A 19,140-nucleotide genomic window follows, 5' to 3' on the forward strand; every position below is an offset into this window, starting at 1 on the left:
CATTTACATAAACTAAATTTCAATTTGGTTAAATTTTGATGAGCAAAAATATCTATTTAACTTGATATTTGCATCTTGTTAAAGATGTATTTCATATTTACAGGACATTGGTATCAGTAATTTCTAGGAAAAATTTATCAAGACGATTTAAACAATCCCAACAAAGGGAACACTGAGTTTAACCGCCAAGCAGCTTAGGCAATGGCTCAACTTACTGTTTTTTGAGGGAATGTCATCGTGGTATTGTGTCGCAAGCGTACTAGTTTTTTAATTACTTCTATATTGCTGGGGTTAATTACTTTGCCGAACATGGGCTTTGTACTGATGACAAGTTCGGTCAAAGCACAAGTCAGCGGTAATACATCACCAAGTAACACTCCAGATATTAAACCATCCGAGTTAACACCTTCTTACCCGGCATCTGCACCACCGCCACAAGTCAAACCTTTGCCGGACGAACGAACTGTGGAAGAAAGATCAATAGAAACAGATTATCGTGTGAGTAACTTGCTGAAAGATTTTAAAGGTAATCTGTGGGTGGGTTCATGGCGAGGACTATCGCGGATTGATCCCAAGACAGGTAAGATATTGGCGCGTGTAAATTTACCAAATATTGCTATTGGTGCTTTAGCACAAGACAAGGTAGGGCGTTTGTGGGTGGGAACTTACGAAGGGCTAATGCGAGTTGACCCCAGAACTAATGAGATTACAGCACAGAATTTGTTTTTGCCTTCCAAGCGCGTGTTATCGATGTTAATTGACAAGCGGGGCTACTTGTGGGTAGGAACTGATAGCGGTTTAGCCTTAATTAGTCCCGACCAAGGCTTAATTATGACCACAGTGAAAAATTTACCTGGAGTCAGCGCCAACACTTTGACTTTGGATGCGGAAGGTCAATTGTGGGTGGGAACTTTAGATGGATTAGTGCGGGTAAATACTGCTAATGCTTATATTATGAAGCGGATTGACGGTTTGCCTGGCACGACCGTGCAAACTTTAGCTATTAGTCCCGAAGGCTTAATTTGGGCAGGAATGGCGAATAATTTACTAGTAATTGATCCAAAAACAGATAAAGTACTACGGTCTGTAACTGCATTGCGCGGAAGGAATGTCACAGCAGTAAACTTTGCCCAAGATGGTAGCGTTTGGGTAGGGACAAACAATGGTTTGTTACGATTAAATCCACATACAGGCGCTCTTTTAGATCAAGTTGCGGGACTTCCTTCTAGTCGAGTTCTTGCCCTTGTACCTGATATCGGTAATAAATTATGGATAGGCACTAGTGAAGGTTTAGCTTGGTTAATGCCCAAAATGAACGGTGCAAAACCCCACCTTGCTTTTAGTCGCGCTGTGAAATGAGGGAACAGGTGATAGGTAACGGGTTATGGTAAATAACTTTTACTTATCACCTATACCCTGTAACCTTTAACCTTTAACCTCTATGCCAGTTACTACCCAGCAATTAATTCAATGGAAACAACAGGGACGTGCAATCGCAGCCTTAACCGCTTGGGATTATGCGATCGCCCAACTTATCGATGCGGCTGGTGTAGACTTAATCTTAGTTGGGGACTCGATGGCGGTAGTTTTAGGGTATGAGACTACACTCCCCATCACCCTAGATGAAATGCTTTATCATGCTAAAGCTGTGCGTCGTGGAGTGAAACGCGCTTTAGTTGTGGTTGATTTACCATTCTTGACTTATCAAGAAAGCGTCGCCCAAGCCATGAACTCAGCTGGCAGAATATTGAAGGAAACTGGAGCGCAAGCGGTTAAGTTAGAAGGTGGCTACCCAGCAATGGTAGAGACGATCGCACGTTTAGTCCAAGTGGGAATTCCGGTGATGGGTCATGTTGGTTTGACACCGCAATCAGTTCATCAATTGGGCTTGCGCCAACAAGGTAAAACCGAAGCACAGGCAGAAAGAATTTTAAATGAAGCGATAGCCTTAGAACAAGCTGGTGTCTTTGCTATTGTTTTAGAGCATATCCCCGCAGATTTGGCAAGAAATATCACCGAAAAACTCAGCATTCCCACAATTGGGATTGGTGCTGGATCGTATTGTGATGGTCAAGTGTTAGTGACTTCGGATATTCTCGGTCTTTCCGCCAAGCAACCACCATTTGCCAAAACTTACACTAACCTGCGGGAGACAATTACTCAAGCTGTACAGGATTACGCTGTAGAGGTGCGGGAACGGAAATTTCCAAACAGTGAACAGTGAACAGTAATCAATAAAAAACTGATAACTGTTAAATAAACCCAATGCGGTTCAGCGGCCAAAAGCGAAACACTGCGCGACCGATGATATTTTGTCTTGGGAGAAATCCCCAATAACGCGAGTCATTGCTATCGTTACGGTTGTCTCCCATCACAAACAGTTCATCCGCGGGGACTTTGACTGCTGGGAATGGCTGATTTGGTGGTTCTGCGATGTAATCTTCTTGCAAAGGTTGATTGTTGAGATAAACTTTGCCATCAGCAACCTTAATGATTTCTCCCGGTGTACCAATTACCCGTTTGATGAAAGCTTGGTCTTTAGGATATCCGCGCCTTTGCAATTCTGCGGGGGCTTGAAAAACTACGATATCCCCAGTTACGGGAGGTTGGAAATGGTAAGATATCTTCTCTATCACCAAGCGATCGCCTTCATATAATGTTGGCACCATTGAATCAGAAGGTATATAGCGAGGTTCCGCCACAAAAGTTCTGATTAACACTGCCAACAATAAAGCGATCGCCACTAAAGTTAAATTTTCTCGCCAACTACGCCAGATTTTTGATGACGCAGTAGCTTCTTTTGCATCAGTTTCCTGGGGAATCATAGAAATTTTTAGCCAGTATAAAAAGTGGGATAAATACCTTGATTTTTGTCATACTCAAGGTATGTTTGCAAGTACTGGGTTTTGTTACGACCCATATAAATATTAATATTACGTTTTCAAATATATTGGTAATTTTGTGTAGAGCAACACCTGATATTTTTCAGTAATCTCATTATGATTTTTGTATTGCCTGCCAAATTGACAGGAATACCAATCATAATTTCATCATCTAAAACAGTCATAGTTCGTGGATGTATACTTAGCACTTTCTTATACTCAATCAAATTGTATGATTGGGTAACAAAACTATTTCCACGGTGAAGAAGGTAATTGGTTGATAGATTGTACAACACAGCCTTCCAAAAAGATAGGAATTCGTCCACAATTAGGACACTTCATCACATCATCTTGCTGAGTGTCAGGTTTATTTTTTGGTTTAGGTTTGGAATTTTGGGGTGTGAGAAAAACCACATCAATAGATAATGCAGTCAAGCAGTTACGACATTCACAAATTAATAGTTGTCCCGCATCACTCGTTTGATAGACTTTGAGGTGCTGCGTGGGATAAAATTTTTCTGGTTCTTCCGGGAATGATTTTTCTTCAAACTTTTCAGACATTGCTTTGACTATGTTTCCTTACAGAACATTCAGTTGAATCTTGGGGTGCTGTTAGTGCCTTATGAAACATTCGAGAGACACTGTTGTGACCTCTTATTTAGAATTCAACTACACACTTTTAGCACGCCATACTAAATACTACAAGACTAGATTGTATCTATCAGAATAAGGGGCGTAAGAGAAAAAGGGTGTAAGGGTGTGGGAGCGTAAGGGATAAGGAATATCAGAGAATAAAAGGTATAAGGAGTACGGTAGAAAACCAATATTTTCTTCCCCCTACACTCTGACACCCCTAAACCCCTACACCCTTAGTTACGTTATGCGCTGAAGTACTTCGCTACTGGATGGTAAGCAATAATCGCCGTTGTAGACTGTTCTGGATAAAGCTGTTCACTTTCATCCATATACAGATTAATTCTGCCAGTCTCTAACAAATCCAGTTGCTTGTACTGGTCTTGAATATTCGGGCAAGCTGGATAACCAAAACTATAGCGTGAGCCACGATAGCGTTGGGCTAAAATATCCCGAATATTATCAGGTTCCTCAGCAACAAAACCTAACTCGCGGCGAATTCTGGCGTGTGTCCACTCAGCCAGCGCCTCGGCTACTTGCACCGCTAAACCGTGGAAGTAGAGATAATCTGTATATTGATTATCTGCAAATAGCTTTTGGGCAAATTCTGTCGCAATTTCCCCTACAGTTACCGCCTGCATTGGGAAGACATCAATTATCCCCGACTCCTTCGGTGCAAAGAAATCTGCAATGGACAGCCTTCTTAAAGACTTTTGTCTCGGAAATTCAAAACTGGCTTTTACCTGTGCTGAGTTGTTCGTTTCGTAAACATACAACGTATTCCCTTCAGCCTGACAAGGAAAATAACCGTAAATTACTTGAGGATGTAATAAATTCTCCTCAATAATTCGTTGTTTCCAAGTTTCTAAAATGGGGTAGACTTTCTCAGCCAAGAAAGCCTGATATTCTTCTTTGGATTGTTCCTTGGGTTTGCGGTATTGCCATTGTCCCGCAACCAAAGCCTGTAAATCCAAATGCCAGAATATTTCCTCCCAAGGAATATCAGTCGGTTGTAATAACTGCGTTCCCCAAAATGGCGGTGTGGGACGTTCAATATCTACCGCGACGGCTTCGGAACGGCGGGTGTCTATTTCAGTGCTGTAAAGCCCTGCGGGCATGGCTGCGCTTAGAGCGGTAGCGGGGCGTTCAGCCCGTGCTGGATGCTGAGTGATAAGTGTTGAATGTTGAGTAGTTTCGGGTTCATCACCGACTTCATCCAAAAATCCTTGCAAGTCATCCCAATTATGTGCAGCCTTGGCTGGCATTAATTTATCCATGAAATGCAAGTCAGAAAAAGCATCTTTGCCATAAATGACTTTACCTTGATAGGCTTTTTGGCAATCATCATGAACAAACTTGGGAGTTAACGCCGCGCCGCCTAAAATTACCGGGACAGTAATTCCTTTTTCGTTGAATATCTCTAAGTTTTCTTTCATGAAGGCAGTAGATTTTACCAACAAACCACTCATGGCAATACAATCAGCTTTATTTTGATTGTAAGATTCGATGATGTTTTCTACTGGCTGCTTAATTCCCAGGTTAATTACCTTGTAGCCGTTGTTTGACAAGATAATGTCCACTAAGTTTTTACCAATGTCATGCACATCGCCTTTAACTGTGGCAATAATCATTGTTCCTTTAGCATTATTACCCGCCTCGGATTTTTCCATGAATGGTTCTAAGTAAGCTACCGCCGTTTTCATGGTTTCCGCCGACTGCAAAACGAAGGGTAACTGCATTTGTCCTGAACCAAACAATTCACCTACTACTTTCATCCCATCTAGCAAGAAAGTATTGATAATCTCCAGTGGTTTGTATGTTTCTAAGGCTTTTGTCAGGTGCTTTTCTAACCCGATGCGTTCGCCGTCAATGATGTGGCGTTTGAGAATCTCCTCAATGGGGAGATTTTCGTCAACGCCTTTGTCGCGTTTGGCGCTGACTCCGGCAAAGACTGTGGTTAGTTCTCCTAAAGGATCGTAAACGCAGACATTCCCCTCAAATTTACGTTCATCATAAATTAAGTGGCGGCAAATTTCTTGATGCTGAGGTTCAATTTTAGAAAGTGGTAGGATTTTGTTGGCGCTGACAATTGCTGCATCCATTCCCGCCGCCATTGCTTCGTGGAGAAACACCGAGTTAAGAACAATACGGGATGCGGGGGAAAGTCCAAAGGAAATATTTGAGACACCCAAAATTACATGACATCCGGGTAATTCTTGGCGAATGCGGCGAATGGCTGCAATGGTGGCTTTACCGTTTTCGCGGTCTTCTTCAATCCCAGTAGAAATTGGTAGGGCTAAGGTATCAAAGAATATTTCTGTGGGGGGAATGCCATATTCTACAGCTTGACGATAGGCACGTTGGGCAATTTGGAATTTTCTCTCGGCTGTCCGCGCCATGCCTTCTTCATCAATCGTACCAATGACTACACCCGCACCATACTTTTTCGCCAACTCCAGCACTTTCAAAAAGCGCGATTCTCCGTCTTCATAGTTGGTAGAGTTCAGCAAACACTTACCACCAGCAACTTTTAACCCCGCCTCCATTTTTTCCCATTCGGTGGAGTCAAGCATTAAGGGCAGGGTAACATTATTCACAATGCGCGAAACGAGTTCGTGCATATCTCGCACACCGTCACGTCCCACATAATCAACGTTGACATCGAGGATGTGTGCGCCTTCTTTCACTTGCGCCCTTGCCATTGATACCAAACCGTCCCAGTCTTCGGCGTTGAGTAAATCACGGCACTTTTTAGAACCGCTGGCGTTGAGACGTTCTCCGACAATTAAGAAAGAATTGTCTTGAGTGTAAGGCTGAGTCGTATATATTGATGCCGCCGCAGGTTCTAAGCTAGGCTGTCGCACTTTTGGCTTTAACTCTTTGGTGATTTCTGCCAATTGTTGAATGTGTTCTGGACGCGTCCCACAGCAACCCCCGATCACTTGGACACCCAAATCTTCAACAAAGTGCATCAACGACATCCGTAATTCTAACGGTGTCAAGCGGTAGTGTGCTTGACCGCCGACGTTCTCCGGTAAACCCGCGTTGGGAATACAAGAAACCACAAACGGCGAATGTTCTGCCAAATACTTGATGTGTGGTTTCATCAAATCTGGCCCTGTGGCACAGTTTAAACCGAGAATATCAATGTTGTAAGGTGCCAAAATTGTCACAACAGCACTGATTTCTGTACCTACCAGCATTGTCCCCATGCTTTCCATTGTCACAGAAACCATCACAGGTAGGCGATCGCCTTTTTTGGCAAAAGCTTCTTCAATTCCATTCAGTGCGGCTTTGATTTGCAGCACATCTTGGCAAGTTTCAACCAGTAATAAATCTACGCCACCGTCAATTAATGCTTCCGCTTGTTCAGCAAAAGACGCTTTCATCGTATCAAAGTCAATGTGTCCCAAGGTGGGGAGTTTGGTTGTCGGGCCGATGGAACCTGCAACAAACCGGGGTTTTTCTGGTGTGGAAAATTCGGCTGCGACACTTTTGGCGAGTTCTGCGGCTTTTTTGCTGAGGTAGTAGGCTTGATCTGCCAAGTCATATTCTGCCAAAACAATTGAGGTACTGCCAAAAGTATCGGTTTCAATCACATCCGCACCAGCCGCGAGAAAGTCACGATGTACTTTAGCGACAGCTTCGGGTTTGGTATGGACTAGATATTCGTTACAACCTTCGTATTGTGCGCCACCGAAGTCTTCAGCGGTGAGATTTTGAGTTTGTAAGTTAGTACCCATCGCCCCGTCAAAGACAAGAACTGGGCTATCTGGACTACGCAGGCGTTCAAGGAAAGGATGAGTCATATTTTCCTAGAAGAAATGAGGAAAGCAAGTGAGTCTTGTGATACTCGACTTAATCTATTATTTTCCATAATTGTGAGGGAGAATGAGCGATCGCTTATAATCTTGAATTGCACATGAAAGGCACAGATCCCTGACTTCTCACAGAAGTTGGAGATATTGTGTGTGATTTACGATTTCTCTACGATTGTTAGCAAAACGCTATAAACGTTATTTTGATTAGAGTTTTAAAATTAAAATGGCTGTAGCTAGTGATAGACAGCAGTTGTATGATTTTTCACGCATCTTGTAAGGATTACAGATAATGTCAGTTATAAAAAGACCCATCAAACCAGCTACTTATATATCTTTTCTCTACATCTATGAAACTACTTGGGGAAAGACTGGTGATATCTGTTTAATCCGGGAATCTGTAGCAAATGCCAGTACAACGAAGTTTATTGGCCATAAAATTCGGCTTGTAGTGCCAAAACGCTTAGAACGCGATCGCGTGGCGAATTTTCCGGTAGTTAAAGTTGCAGGTAATGTCGGTGATGGACACCCAAAAGATCACCCTTATGAATGGGAGGCTTATGAAGGGGTAGATCTGGAAATTGCGATCGCCGCTTTAAGACCTTGGGGTTTCAAGTTAATTGAGAATACAGATTAAGCTTAAGCACAACTGTGTGGTTGTGCTGGCTTTTCTCCTTCATTTTCAAAAAAGATGGATAACTTCTGGAGGTTGCCTTGAGCATTATACAAACTGCTACTGAAAAAATGCGATCGCTCCCGCCACAACAGCAACAAGAGGTTTTGGATTTTATTGAGTTTCTGCAAAATAAGATAGCAGGACAAAATACAAACCAAGAACATCAGGAACCTATTTCATTTTTGAGTGCTGCTCAACAACTTGCTGGTTGTGTTGACGGTGGCCCTGGTGATTTAGCTACAAACAAACAATATCTTGAAGGTTTAGGGAGTGAATGAAGCACCAAGTCATCATCGATACTGGGCCATTAGTAGCTTTTATTAATCGCAGAGAGCATCTTCATGACTGGGTAATCAATACCTTAGCGACAATTGAGCAACCATTACTTACTTGTGAAGCTGTAATTGTTGAGACTTGTTTTTTGTTGCGAAATATCTACGGTGGTCAAGAAGCGGTGATGTCTTTACTAAGTACCGGAAACATTTTAATTCCCATACATTTAAGTGAGTCAGCAGCAGAGATTAAAGAATTACTACGGCAATATCAGTCTGTGCCAATGTCGTTAGCAGATGCTTGTTTGGTGAGGATGACACAACTTTATCCTAAAAGTGAATTGCTCACATTTGATAGCGATTTTAGAATTTATCGCAAGAATCGTAATCAATTGATTTCTGTAATTATGCCAGAAGATGCGTGAGCAAGCTGGGTAAGCTAATGTGCTTAAAGTTCAGAAGAATGTTTTTTTACAAGCAGAATAAGCAAATGCGGAAGAATGTTTAATACTCATAAGTGAGTGTTTGATATTCGCTCGTGAGTATTTGATATTCGTAAATGAGTCTTTGATACTCATGAACGAGTGTTTAATACTCGCGCAAGAGTCTTTGATACTCATGAGTGAGTGTTTGATATTCGTGGATGAGTCTTTACTATTCGCTCACGAGTGTTTGATACTCGTGAGCGAGTCTTTAATACTCACAGTCGAACCTTTGATACTCGCCGATGAGTCTTTTATTCTCATTAACCAGTATTTGAACTTGGTGAGCAAGCCTTGAATACTCGTTGAGATTCTAATCTAAATGACTTTAACTACACCATTCCCTACTCTCCACTCCCTACTCCCCACTTCCACACTGTTACACTATTCTGGTAAATATAGCTACAGAGTAGAAGTGGGGTTTGCAGGTGACAGACGAAGAACTGTTGCAAATTATTGAACAAGCTGCCAAGGACAAGCTAACAGAGTTAGATCTCTCTAATCATCAACTCAGCAGTTTGCCGCCAGAAATTTGCCAACTCTCCAACTTGAAGGTACTGTACCTCGATAACAATCAACTCAGTAGTTTACCGCCAGAAATTTGCCAACTCTCAAATTTGACGGATTTGTTTCTCTCTGACAATCAACTCAGTAGTTTGCCGCCAGAAATCTGTCAACTTTCCAACTTGACGGAACTATACTTAAATGGAAATCAACTCAGTAGTCTGCCGCTAGAAATTTGTCAAATCTCCAACTTGATGGGGCTGTACTTCCATAACAATCAACTGAGCAGCCTACCACCAGAAATCTGCCAACTTTCTAACTTAACAGCGTTGTATCTCTCTAATAATCAACTCAGTAGTCTGCCATCAGAAATCTGTCAACTTTCCAACTTGACAGAACTGTACCTGAATGGAAATCAACTCAGTAGTCTGCCACCAGAACTCTGTCAGCTCTCCAACTTGAAGTTGTTAGACCTCTCTAACAATCAACTGAGCCACTTACCATCAGAAATCCGTCAACTTTCCAACTTGACGGAACTGTACCTGAATGGAAATCAACTCAGCACTCTGCCACCAGAACTCTGTCAACTTTCCAACTTGACAGAGTTAGACTTCTCTCACAACCCCTTAAGCTCACCATAGTTAAAGAAGCTTTTCCACCGCGCCGCTGAACTGTTCGTAAGGTGAAACCCCAACAATTTTTTCAACTAAATCACCATCTTTGAAGATTAAAACAGCGGGAATGCTGCGGAGACCATATTGTTTGAATAGTGGTTTGTTGTTATCTACGTCTACTTTAACGACTTTGGCGCGTCCTTTGTATTCCTCTGCAAGTTGTTCCATCAACGGACTGATGAGGCGACATGGGCCGCACCAAGTAGCAGTAAAATCAACAACTAGAATTTTTTCTTGAGTTAAAAGTGTATTAAATTCACTTTCTTGAATAGCATCCACTATATGAGCTTCGGTAGACATTTTTAAATTCCTCAATCTCAAACTAAAATTCAATAACTAAGTAACTATACAGAGTATATAGTAAAATTTTTACTTTATTTTTCCTGCTCATCAGTAATAGTGGCAATTGAAAAAGCCATCGCCCAGACGTAATTTTGGTAACTGTTGGGTAATGGCTATCAGCTTGTGGTCACAAGCAATAATTTATAACTAATCAGAAACTAGCCAATAGCTGAGATAGTTAAACCTGTTACAGCGATCGCACCTGCAATTGCACTGGCGATAAGTGAGGTGAGTGCTGTCCCAAATAGCCACCAAGCGGCGTTAGCAACGGTTTTTTTCGTTTCCTCGGCTTGTTTTTTCGCTTGGTGTTTAATGCTGTGTAAACGTTCCTTGGTGATTTGCTGAATGCGTTCGGCGCGTTGCAGGACGTTATCACGGGCGGCTTCGATTTGGTTGATAATGCGGTTAGCATCTTCCTGAGAAATATCTTCCCGCGAACTGATCAACGCTACTAAAGTATCACGGTCAAAATGACTCAGGCGATCGCGCAAGGCTGCAAATCCGGCTTGGGGGTCATCAAACAATTTGGCAAAATCATGCTTGATCTCTTCATAATTAAGTTCAGGACGATCTAAGGAGTTGAGGTAATTGCGAATTCTCCCTGTTACCTGATCGGTGGCTGATTTAATTCCTTGCTGAATCTGCTGGTATTGTTTGACTATCGAATCACGCGCCGATACTATTTGATCGGCAATACGGTTAACTTCCTCTTCCGAAATATCATCACGTTGGGATAATAACGCCACAATTGTGGAACGGTCAACTTGCGAAAAGCGATCGCTTAATTGACCAATTCCGGCGCGGGGGTCGCGCAACAACAGTTGTAAATCGCGTTTGATACTGTCGGGGTTGAGTTCTTCTTTATTGGCGTTACGCAGGTAATCTTCTAGGTTCGCTTCAAAATCGACAACTCGCTGAACCGTACGTTTTGCCAAGCGGCGCGGTGCTTTGATAATATCTTGAATGGCATCTTGCGCTTGGTCGATGATTTTTTGAACTTGTTCTTCGCTTAAATCACCGCGTTGAGTCACGAGTTTAACTAAAGTTTCTCGGTCAACTTGAGATAAGCGATCGCGAATCGCAGAAACTCCTTCTTTCGGATCAACCAGCAATTTTTCTAAATCTTCGCGGATACCTTCGGGGTTGAGTTCTTCTAAGTTGGTGTTGCGAAGATATTCAGCAATTTTAGTTGTGGTTTGTGTGTACTGTTCTTTAGCTTTGTCTGCTACAGCTTGCGGCGTTTGCAAGATATTATCTCTGGCTGCTTCTAGCTGATCAAGAACTTGATTAACTTCATCCTCATTTAAATCTTGACGCTGAGTCAGCAGTTTAACTAAACTATCTCTGTCAAACTGAGATAAACGCTGACGTAGCAAGTTAAATCCCGCTTGGGGGTCTTGAAGTAAAGTGCTGAAATCACGGCTAATACCTTCAGGATTGAGTTTTTCCTTATTAGTATTGCGGAGATAATCTTCTACTTTTTGCCGTAGTTCTTCTGTTTTGCTTTTTCCTTGTTCTTCTAATTGATTTAAAACAGAATACTGCACACTTTCTAGCTGATTTAGCAGATTATTAACTTCGTCTTCACTGAAGTCTTGACGCTGCAATAGGACTTGTTGCAAAACATCGCGGTCAAATCCCTGTAAGCGTTCATTTAAATCTGCAACATCAGTGTTTAATTCTGTGAGTAAATTAGTAAAATCTCGTTCAACAGCTTCATTATTCAGTTCTTCTTTACTAGTCGAACGTAAATAATTTTCGATGCGGTTCCGTAAATCTTGACCTTTATCTTTCGCTTCCGCCTGTTGCAAAGTTTCTAAAACTTCTTGGCGAATTTCTTCCATCTGTTGAGCGATTTCTTTAACTCTGGCTTCGCTAATATCACTGCGGCGAATTAGCAAATTAGCAAAATCTTCTTGGCTAAATCCTTCTAATTCACGGCGCATAGTTGCCGCATCTGCTTGCGGGTCATAGATGACATCGCGGAATTCATCTTTAATGGTGATGCGGTTAAAGTGCCAAGGTAAAGAGTTTTGAATGTAAGCTTCTATATCTTGACGGTAATTAGAGTTTGATGAATTATCTCCGGTTTTGGTAGTTTTTGCAATAGTCTCTTGCAATTGGTGAGTAATATCCTCAATATCTAAATCTTGAACTTTATCTTTCAGTTTTTGCAACTGATTGGTGATTTTATTCACATCTAGATTAGAAGTATTTACTCTTTCTAAAACTATTGGTAAAGCAGCAGTTAAACCAGATTGAATGGCTTGCTTCATACCGCCATTGCTACCGTTACCGTTACCGCCAACAGTTACCAATTCTTGCAAGCGATCGCCTAATTTATCTGATTGCAATTCTTCGGGACTTGCTGATGTGAGTAAGTCAATTACTTGCTGTGCAGGATTGCGTCGAGTTACAGTTTGTTTCCAAGCTGCTTCTAATTGGTCAGCAATTTTATTGATATCCGCTTGAGAAAAATTTGTGCGATCGCTAATTAAATCGACAAAGGTTTGACGATTGAAATTTTGCGTTAAATCACCATCAGGTATAGACTTCCAATCTATATCACTAAAAATTTTATCAAATTGGCTACGAATATCGTTGAAATCTAGTTGCGGTTTTGGCAAAGTACTTAATGAAGTTTGCAGCGTATTTTGAATACTGTCAACATCAAAGCCAGATGTTAATTCTTTTCTCACTGCGGCTGTAATATCTTCCGCTGTAGAAACCATCTGTTTTTGTGCTAAGTTTGCACCCAACGCGCTAGTTGCAGTCCCCATTAAGGCTTGCAAACCAGCGTTAGCCGTATTCGCAACTGAACCAATTAAGGAACCGACTGTTGAGGAACCAAACCAAACTATGATTGAAAAGTAAGCAGACCAGATGACTATACCAATAATTGCGCCTAAGAATGCACTCTCAATTAAGCTGAGTTTTACTGCTAAAAAACAAGCAATAAATAATGCAATAGTAACGCTAATTAATGCCAAAAATCCAACTTTATTTTCTATTTTGCGAATTGTAGTCCCTAAACTTTCATCATCATCGCTAGAAGATGAATCATCTCCCGTTGCAGAAATTCTGAAAGCAACTGCAAAGTTAGTTAGTAATAGTTGAAAGGCGAATGCCATTAAGACACCAGCCACTAATGAAACTAGAAATTTAGGCCCAGAAAAAACAAGTGAAGCTTGTTCTGGAGTTAGTAGTTCTTGGACTCTGGTTATGGCTACTAATCCATTACCCAGCCAATGTAACCCTAAAGAATTATCGACAATTTGAAGCATAGTATTTTCTCACTCATGCTCAGTTAATTTCAATTACTTTCTACGCTAATTACTAAATTCTTTAGCTGACACTTTCTTAGGGGGTAAAGTATGTTTCCGAAAGTCGTAGCTTAGAAAGTTTTTAAACAAACCGCCAAATACGCCAAGTGCGCCAAGGAAGAGAAGAAAGTCACTGAATGAAGAGTTCTAATCTCAGAGACTCAAATGTAAAACTCTTACTCTTTGCGCCTTTGCGCCTACTCTTCGAGAACGGTTTCACCGAATGCGTGAGACATTCATGCTTTATCTAAGTCTATCTACGGTTAATTAATTATCAAATCACAAAAGGTTCTATTTGATAATTATGCCATTCTTGTTGATACCATTCAGCAACTAAAGGGCGGACAATAAATCGAGGATGATTTTCGCCTGTGACATCAATTCGCAAACATGAGTAAGGACGGCGTTTTGCTGAACCGTGACCGTTGCGACCTACAAATAAATGCGATCGCGCAATTAATTTATCTCTCTCAACTAAATCAGCGCCTTCTGTTCGTTGTCGGCGCAAACTAAAGCCACTTCCACCACATACAATCCAGTTCATCGCCGAATCTGCGTGTCCAGTATTATATGTTTGCAGATATTCTAGGCAATGAGCATGACCATTTAAGACTAAATCTACTACAGCACGGTCTTGAGGCAAATCACCCACGGCTTCTGCTACTGCATTAAATACTTCACGCAAGCGAGTGCGAATTGCTAATGTTTGTCCTTGTTCCCATTTGGTCGCTTCGGTAACGTAGGGAGGATGATGGAAATAAACCACGCGTCCCCGCACTTGGGAGTTATGCCAAGATGCAATTAATCTTTGTTTCAGCCATTCCAACTGTTCGATATCGGTGTCGGCTGTTTGTTGCGGTGCTAATTGTTTGTCAATATCAACAATCAGTTCTTCAATTTGCGACAGCTTAACGTATAAGTCATCTAAATATTCGGCTTCGTTGGGGTTATCAGGATTTAACTGGCTGGATTTGTCTAAGATTTGCTGTTTTTCTTGTTCAAAGTTTTGGCGGCGTTGTTCTAAAATGATGCGTTCTGCGTCGCCTTCAGGGGTTTCTGGTAGTGGTGGCGGATTGTTGAATGTATTGGAATCTAAAGCAAAAAAGTCAATCCCACCATAACGAAAAGTGTAATAACGATTGGGCAATCGCGTAAACTGTCCGGGTTGGTAAGCTAAACAAAGACCTGTGTCTGTTTTGACTGTGTAGTGTGTGTCTAAATGTCGGTCTAAATCGCCAGGAAACTTAAATGCGTTGAGATAATCAAGAAATGCTTTAGCATAAGCATCGCCTGTTTTTGACCCATGTAAACCAACATCCATATCCAGGCGCGATCGCAATAACCGCCGAATTGGTAATGTTGTAATTGATAACAAGTTAAAGACAATTGGCAAATCATAATAATCATGATTTCCGGGTACAGGGAGAATCGGTACACGGAAAGTCATATTATCGTAAGCAATCTTTTTGGGATGCTCACCGCCGACAAGATATTCTTTGTAAGGCTGAATGAAGTTTTGCTGATAATACTCACTCGAACCGACTAAATAAATAACATCGCCTGTATGCAGCATAAAACGGCAATCATCTAAATGAGGTAATGCCAGTTCTGCTACTCGTCTTTGAGGATTTTGTCCGCCATGTCTCCCGGAACCACTATCTCCTACTACCAAAAACGAAAATTCCGTGTCATTAGCTTGACCATCTTCTAGTACCAGTTTTGTTTGGTCAATATTGCGCCTTTTAATTAACGGATCTTCCCAGCGGACACGCTGGTTCATCTTTTGAATTTTTTTAGCGATCGCTGGATCAGAAACTAGCTTCAAAACATTTTACTCCTTTTACTCTGCCGTTTCTCCTGCTGGAGGATTTTTCAACTCAATTACTAAATTTGGCAATCCTTCGAGTTTTTCAGCGAGTTCAGCTTCTTCCACTGTTGGGACAAACACTTTTAAGCCTGCGGGAACACATTTAACTTCTATTGGTGTTGTCCCTACAAGTTCACCATCCAAGACAACTTTTTGTACTGGGTCAGTGGTGATTTTAAAATGGTTAGCGCGGAGATAACCAATATCATCCCGTTCAGCCGCATTACCCGCCGACGCACTTTGAAATAAATGATATGTTGCGGCGATCGCACCTGCTTTACTTACAGGAGCAACAATTGTTACATCCAATAAGCCATCATTATAAATAATTCCCGCTGGCCCTTGTGCTAAAACTGATGTTGGTGGTGCTGCATTGGCTACGGTGACAGCGGCGGCTGTGGTTTTGATAATTTTTTCGTCTGTTTCAATTTCTACATCAAAACTCTGTAATTCTCGTAGCTGTTGAATGCCAGCTAAGATGTAAGCAATAATCCCAAAGCGGTTTTTGGCTTCGCGGTTAGCTTTTTCGACTGTTTCCGCTTCAAAGCCAATACCAGCTAGTAATATCAATGGGCGATCGTTACAATAAGCTACATCTATATCACGAGTTACCCCTTGTAAAATTGTTTGACAAGCTGCATCAATGGTGTCGGGAATTCCCAAGGCTGTAGCAAAAGCATTGGCTGTCCCCCGCGAAATAATGCCGAAAGAGATATTCGTATTAATTACAGCCGTTGCTGCTGCTGAGAGTGTCCCATCACCCCCAGAAGCAATAATCTCATTAACTCCTCGCTGAACTGCGGCATTAGCCAGTTGATCAGCATCGACTTCTTCTGTGGTGAAATGAATATCTAAGTCAATAGTGGGTTCTAATAATGAGCGAATCTCTAGCAGTTCTTGTTCTGGGTTGCCTTGACCCGCAACTGGATTAAAGATGAGGCAGGCGGAACGATTCATAAAAGTTTAATTTTAAGCAGCGATCGCTAACATACCAGAATATTCCTATCATTCCTCAAAAATTTTGACTTCTTTCTAACGATAGGTTTGTGAGTAAATCTTAATCTCAATCTAGTTGAAATTAGTCTGCATTGTTCCGTTGCTTGTTTTAAACGATACATTCACAATGTAAGCCAATACATTCACAATGTGAGCCAATACATTCACAATGTGAGCCAATACATTCACAATGTGAGCCAATACATTCACAATGTGAGCCGATACATTAACATTGTTGATTAAACGTATTTACAGAGAACCCAACCTAATTGATAAGTTCCTGATTATACAGAATAAATACTTGATTTTCCTTAAATATCTTAACTGTCCCTATTTTTCTGCTTAAATGTCTTAACTGTCCTTGTCTATTAGCCAAAATTCTCAGAAAATTTATTAATATGAAAAACCCTGCCAAATTCAGGGATAGTGAATAAAGTAAAAATAAATGGATATTGATAACATCGGTCAAATTTCTAAACGCGATTTAGAAATCATTCAACTACACCAGTTTCAACAACCTATTTACTGTTGTAATGTGACTGCGATCGCTTATGCTTTTACAGCGTTAGGATATCTGACAACTGTTGATGAGATTTTCTATGTTACTCAACTGCCAATTGCATCTGTGTTAGATGATGGCATGACTTTAGCAGAAACCTATGACACCTGTAAAATTTACATAGAAAGAAAGGGATTACCTTTGTCAATTCAGATGGATCATTTTGATAAACCGAGTATCACCCTTGAAGCCTTCACCCGCGAAGTAGAAGCTGCGGTTTGTAATGAAAATGATGTTCATATTCTCAACTTCAATACTCGGATTGCTCATGAAAATCCTAGTTTAGAAGGTGGTCACTTTTCCTTACTAGCAGATTATGACTCGAAAACTCAAGAAGTCACAATTGCCGATACAAATCCCAAGCGATATACACGCTTTTGGAAATGTCCCATTCAACGGATGTATGCTGCTTGTGTAGATAAAGATTCTTCCTCCAATCGTTCCCGTGGGATGATTATACTTCGCAGATTAGAAAAACTAAATCTTGCGAGTAACGGCGTAGCTCATCCAGCAGAACTTGCTTTAAATGCTCTCCATGCAGAAAACAGTTAAGCGTTGATGCAGTCATTCTAAAATTTTCAACAAAGACTCATCATTGTCTTAACTGTCCTAAGAAGTTATTGATCAAGTTAATATTCATTAAGGTTTACGTTATGGTGAACGTACAATTTAAACTTACGTTTCTTGATATTCTGCTGCTAACAACAAGGTTAAATTTATATTAGGATTTACGCAACGCCGATAATGTCATTGCGACCGGAACGAAGTGTAGGGAAGCAATCCCAGGGTCAGGGGGATTACTTCGCTATCGTACCCTACGGGAAGGCTAACGCCTACGTAATGACGGAGTTACGTTATTTTTGTGTAAGTCCTATATACAGCAGTCAAAGCAATACGGTTCGTTAACGTTTTAGTATTTTGATATCCCTCCAACCCCCCTTAAAAACTGTTTTCTCATCCAAAATCGTATAGTCTTTTTGAAAAATCATAAACAATCTAACAAACAAAGTAGGGATGCAAACATCTGCACCCCTACAAATAATCTATTTTGTTCTCAGACTCTTTCCGTTGCCATAATCCACAATAGATAATTCGTGTTTAGGGAAAAAATTACGAATTATCCATCATAAATTATCTTCTTCTTTTGGCAGGTCTGCGATCTAAAATATGCACAGCCGCACCAGCCGCCGCACCATTAAGACCATTTTTCAAGGTATTTCTACAGCCGCCAGTAACTGCACCTGCGACGACACCAGCACCAGCACCTACGCCAGCATCTCGGATGATATTACGTCCGTTAACTCTTCTGTCGCTTCTGGTTCTTAAACCATTAGCACCATTAACAGCCGCACCAGCCGCCGCACCAGTAGCCGCATTATTTAAGAAAGAACCGCAACCTGTTAATGCTCCTGTTAATGCACTAGCACCAGCGCCAATTGCCGCATTATTCAGAACTCGGTCATCAGCGGCAGCAGGTTGAGCCGGAATTAAGTTGATGCTGGTTAAACTAGCAGCCATCAAACCAGGTAGAAATACGCGTTTTAGGATGTGTTGCATGGGTAGTACCCTCTCAAAAATCAAACGATTGGTGAACAATTAAATATTAAGCGCGATCGCTAACACTTGTTTATTCTAGACAACAGCAACATTATCGCTGATTAGCATATTTTGATAATTACATACGTACAAGACTCATTACCTCTACTAAAAGTTAGTAATTTTAACTTGTGCTGAGAATTTACGGCAGTGAATTGATCTTCCTAAATTTTGGCTCCTAAGTTTGCTAAGTTAAACAGCTTGAATCCACTCTTTGATAGAGTATTCTGTCCAAATCCCATTTTGCCAATAGGGATCACTTTCAATTAATTGGCGGACAGCAGCTTCATCTTCAGCTTCGTAAATCCCAAAAACTTTGGTGACATCTTTGGTTGGGCCGATGGTAATTAACACACCAGATTCTTTTTGTTTGGCTAAACCATCTAAATGAGCTTGACGGTAAGGAGCGCGTTTTTCGAGAACGTTGTCGCAGTAAGTACCCCAGAGGATGTATTTGGTCATAGCTAATTAATTAAAAATGCAAATTTCACAATGAATAGTAGGGAGTGATGAGCT

At 41.2% G+C, this 19,140-nt stretch carries 16 protein-coding genes; 7 read left to right on the plus strand and 9 right to left on the minus strand.

Annotation, left to right across the window (positions count from 1 at the left end; all coding sequences use genetic code 11):
* The first annotated feature begins 234 nt into the window (after nucleotides 1–234).
* Nucleotides 235–1,359: a two-component regulator propeller domain-containing protein gene (locus NOS7107_RS09170; protein WP_083889693.1), complete on the plus strand. Its 1,125-nt coding sequence runs from the start codon at nucleotides 235–237 to the stop codon at nucleotides 1,357–1,359.
* An 82-nt stretch (nucleotides 1,360–1,441) separates the two neighbouring features.
* Nucleotides 1,442–2,224: a 3-methyl-2-oxobutanoate hydroxymethyltransferase gene (gene panB / locus NOS7107_RS09175; RefSeq protein ID WP_015112699.1), complete on the plus strand. Its 783-nt coding sequence runs from the start codon at nucleotides 1,442–1,444 to the stop codon at nucleotides 2,222–2,224.
* A 28-nt stretch (nucleotides 2,225–2,252) separates the two neighbouring features.
* Here panB and lepB read toward each other — a convergent pair whose 3' ends face one another.
* From lepB to metH, 3 genes are all read right to left on the minus strand, one after another.
* Nucleotides 2,253–2,825: a signal peptidase I gene (gene lepB, locus NOS7107_RS09180; protein ID WP_015112700.1), complete on the minus strand. Its 573-nt coding sequence runs from the start codon at nucleotides 2,823–2,825 to the stop codon at nucleotides 2,253–2,255.
* Nucleotides 2,826–3,131: 306 nt separating this feature from the next.
* Nucleotides 3,132–3,443, minus strand: coding sequence for a hypothetical protein (locus NOS7107_RS09185; protein ID WP_015112701.1), 312 nt, complete (start codon nucleotides 3,441–3,443; stop codon nucleotides 3,132–3,134).
* A 317-nt stretch (nucleotides 3,444–3,760) separates the two neighbouring features.
* The gene (metH, locus tag NOS7107_RS09190) at nucleotides 3,761–7,324 is read right to left on the minus strand and encodes a methionine synthase (RefSeq protein ID WP_015112702.1); all 3,564 of its coding nucleotides are present in this window, start codon (nucleotides 7,322–7,324) and stop codon (nucleotides 3,761–3,763) included.
* 301 nt (nucleotides 7,325–7,625) lie between these two features.
* Here metH and NOS7107_RS09195 point away from each other — a divergent pair, with 301 nt between their 5' ends.
* From NOS7107_RS09195 to NOS7107_RS09210, 4 genes are all read left to right on the plus strand, one after another.
* Nucleotides 7,626–7,970, plus strand: a complete 345-nt coding sequence (locus NOS7107_RS09195; protein ID WP_015112703.1) for a hypothetical protein — start codon at nucleotides 7,626–7,628, stop codon at nucleotides 7,968–7,970.
* Between the two features lie 77 nt (nucleotides 7,971–8,047).
* On the plus strand, nucleotides 8,048–8,287 hold the full coding sequence (locus tag NOS7107_RS09200) for a DUF2281 domain-containing protein (RefSeq protein ID WP_015112704.1): 240 nt from the start codon (nucleotides 8,048–8,050) through the stop codon (nucleotides 8,285–8,287).
* Complete coding sequence (locus NOS7107_RS09205; RefSeq protein WP_015112705.1) at nucleotides 8,284–8,706, plus strand: type II toxin-antitoxin system VapC family toxin; 423 nt, start codon at nucleotides 8,284–8,286, stop codon at nucleotides 8,704–8,706. Before NOS7107_RS09200 ends, NOS7107_RS09205 begins: the two co-directional genes overlap by 4 nt.
* 485 nt (nucleotides 8,707–9,191) lie before the next feature.
* The gene (locus tag NOS7107_RS09210; RefSeq protein WP_015112706.1) at nucleotides 9,192–9,908 is read left to right on the plus strand and encodes a leucine-rich repeat domain-containing protein; all 717 of its coding nucleotides are present in this window, start codon (nucleotides 9,192–9,194) and stop codon (nucleotides 9,906–9,908) included.
* On the opposite strand, the gene trxA is transcribed toward NOS7107_RS09210, so the two are convergent.
* From trxA to NOS7107_RS09230, 4 genes are all read right to left on the minus strand, one after another.
* Entirely contained in the window at nucleotides 9,909–10,241 is a 333-nt protein-coding gene (gene trxA, locus NOS7107_RS09215) for a thioredoxin (protein ID WP_015112707.1), read from the minus strand.
* A 200-nt stretch (nucleotides 10,242–10,441) separates the two neighbouring features.
* Nucleotides 10,442–13,567 (minus strand): hypothetical protein, encoded by a 3,126-nt coding sequence (locus tag NOS7107_RS09220; protein WP_015112708.1) that lies wholly within the window; start codon nucleotides 13,565–13,567, stop codon nucleotides 10,442–10,444.
* 313 nt (nucleotides 13,568–13,880) lie between these two features.
* Nucleotides 13,881–15,431 (minus strand): metallophosphoesterase, encoded by a 1,551-nt coding sequence (locus NOS7107_RS09225; RefSeq protein WP_015112709.1) that lies wholly within the window; start codon nucleotides 15,429–15,431, stop codon nucleotides 13,881–13,883.
* Between the two features lie 15 nt (nucleotides 15,432–15,446).
* The gene (locus NOS7107_RS09230) at nucleotides 15,447–16,430 is read right to left on the minus strand and encodes a YegS/Rv2252/BmrU family lipid kinase (RefSeq protein ID WP_015112710.1); all 984 of its coding nucleotides are present in this window, start codon (nucleotides 16,428–16,430) and stop codon (nucleotides 15,447–15,449) included.
* A gap of 484 nt (nucleotides 16,431–16,914) precedes the next feature.
* On the opposite strand from NOS7107_RS09230, the gene NOS7107_RS09235 reads away from it, so the two are divergent.
* Entirely contained in the window at nucleotides 16,915–17,580 is a 666-nt protein-coding gene (locus NOS7107_RS09235; RefSeq protein WP_015112711.1) for a phytochelatin synthase family protein, read from the plus strand.
* Nucleotides 17,581–18,159: 579 nt separating this feature from the next.
* On the opposite strand, the gene NOS7107_RS09240 is transcribed toward NOS7107_RS09235, so the two are convergent.
* Together NOS7107_RS09240 and NOS7107_RS09245 are read right to left on the minus strand one after the other, a co-directional pair.
* Nucleotides 18,160–18,585 carry a hypothetical protein gene (locus NOS7107_RS09240; RefSeq protein WP_015112712.1) on the minus strand — a complete coding sequence of 142 codons (426 nt, stop codon included), beginning with the start codon at nucleotides 18,583–18,585 and terminating at the stop codon, nucleotides 18,160–18,162.
* A 231-nt stretch (nucleotides 18,586–18,816) separates the two neighbouring features.
* Nucleotides 18,817–19,086 (minus strand): YciI family protein, encoded by a 270-nt coding sequence (locus tag NOS7107_RS09245; RefSeq protein WP_015112713.1) that lies wholly within the window; start codon nucleotides 19,084–19,086, stop codon nucleotides 18,817–18,819.
* Nucleotides 19,087–19,140 lie beyond the last annotated feature (54 nt).

It is taken from the genome of Nostoc sp. PCC 7107 (assembly GCF_000316625.1).
Taxonomy (GTDB): Bacteria; Cyanobacteriota; Cyanobacteriia; order Cyanobacteriales; family Nostocaceae; genus Nostoc_B.

Coding starts and splice junctions, on each gene's coding strand:
- panB (WP_015112699.1), top strand. CDS start 1,442: ATGCCAGTTACTACCCAGCAATTAATTCAATGGAAACAACAGGGACGT.
- lepB (WP_015112700.1), bottom strand. CDS start 2,825: ATGATTCCCCAGGAAACTGATGCAAAAGAAGCTACTGCGTCATCAAAA.
- NOS7107_RS09185 (WP_015112701.1), bottom strand. CDS start 3,443: ATGTCTGAAAAGTTTGAAGAAAAATCATTCCCGGAAGAACCAGAAAAA.
- metH (WP_015112702.1), bottom strand. CDS start 7,324: ATGACTCATCCTTTCCTTGAACGCCTGCGTAGTCCAGATAGCCCAGTT.
- NOS7107_RS09195 (WP_015112703.1), top strand. CDS start 7,626: ATGTCAGTTATAAAAAGACCCATCAAACCAGCTACTTATATATCTTTT.
- NOS7107_RS09205 (WP_015112705.1), top strand. CDS start 8,284: ATGAAGCACCAAGTCATCATCGATACTGGGCCATTAGTAGCTTTTATT.
- trxA (WP_015112707.1), bottom strand. CDS start 10,241: ATGTCTACCGAAGCTCATATAGTGGATGCTATTCAAGAAAGTGAATTT.
- NOS7107_RS09220 (WP_015112708.1), bottom strand. CDS start 13,567: ATGCTTCAAATTGTCGATAATTCTTTAGGGTTACATTGGCTGGGTAAT.
- NOS7107_RS09230 (WP_015112710.1), bottom strand. CDS start 16,430: ATGAATCGTTCCGCCTGCCTCATCTTTAATCCAGTTGCGGGTCAAGGC.
- NOS7107_RS09235 (WP_015112711.1), top strand. CDS start 16,915: ATGGATATTGATAACATCGGTCAAATTTCTAAACGCGATTTAGAAATC.
- NOS7107_RS09240 (WP_015112712.1), bottom strand. CDS start 18,585: ATGCAACACATCCTAAAACGCGTATTTCTACCTGGTTTGATGGCTGCT.
- NOS7107_RS09245 (WP_015112713.1), bottom strand. CDS start 19,086: ATGACCAAATACATCCTCTGGGGTACTTACTGCGACAACGTTCTCGAA.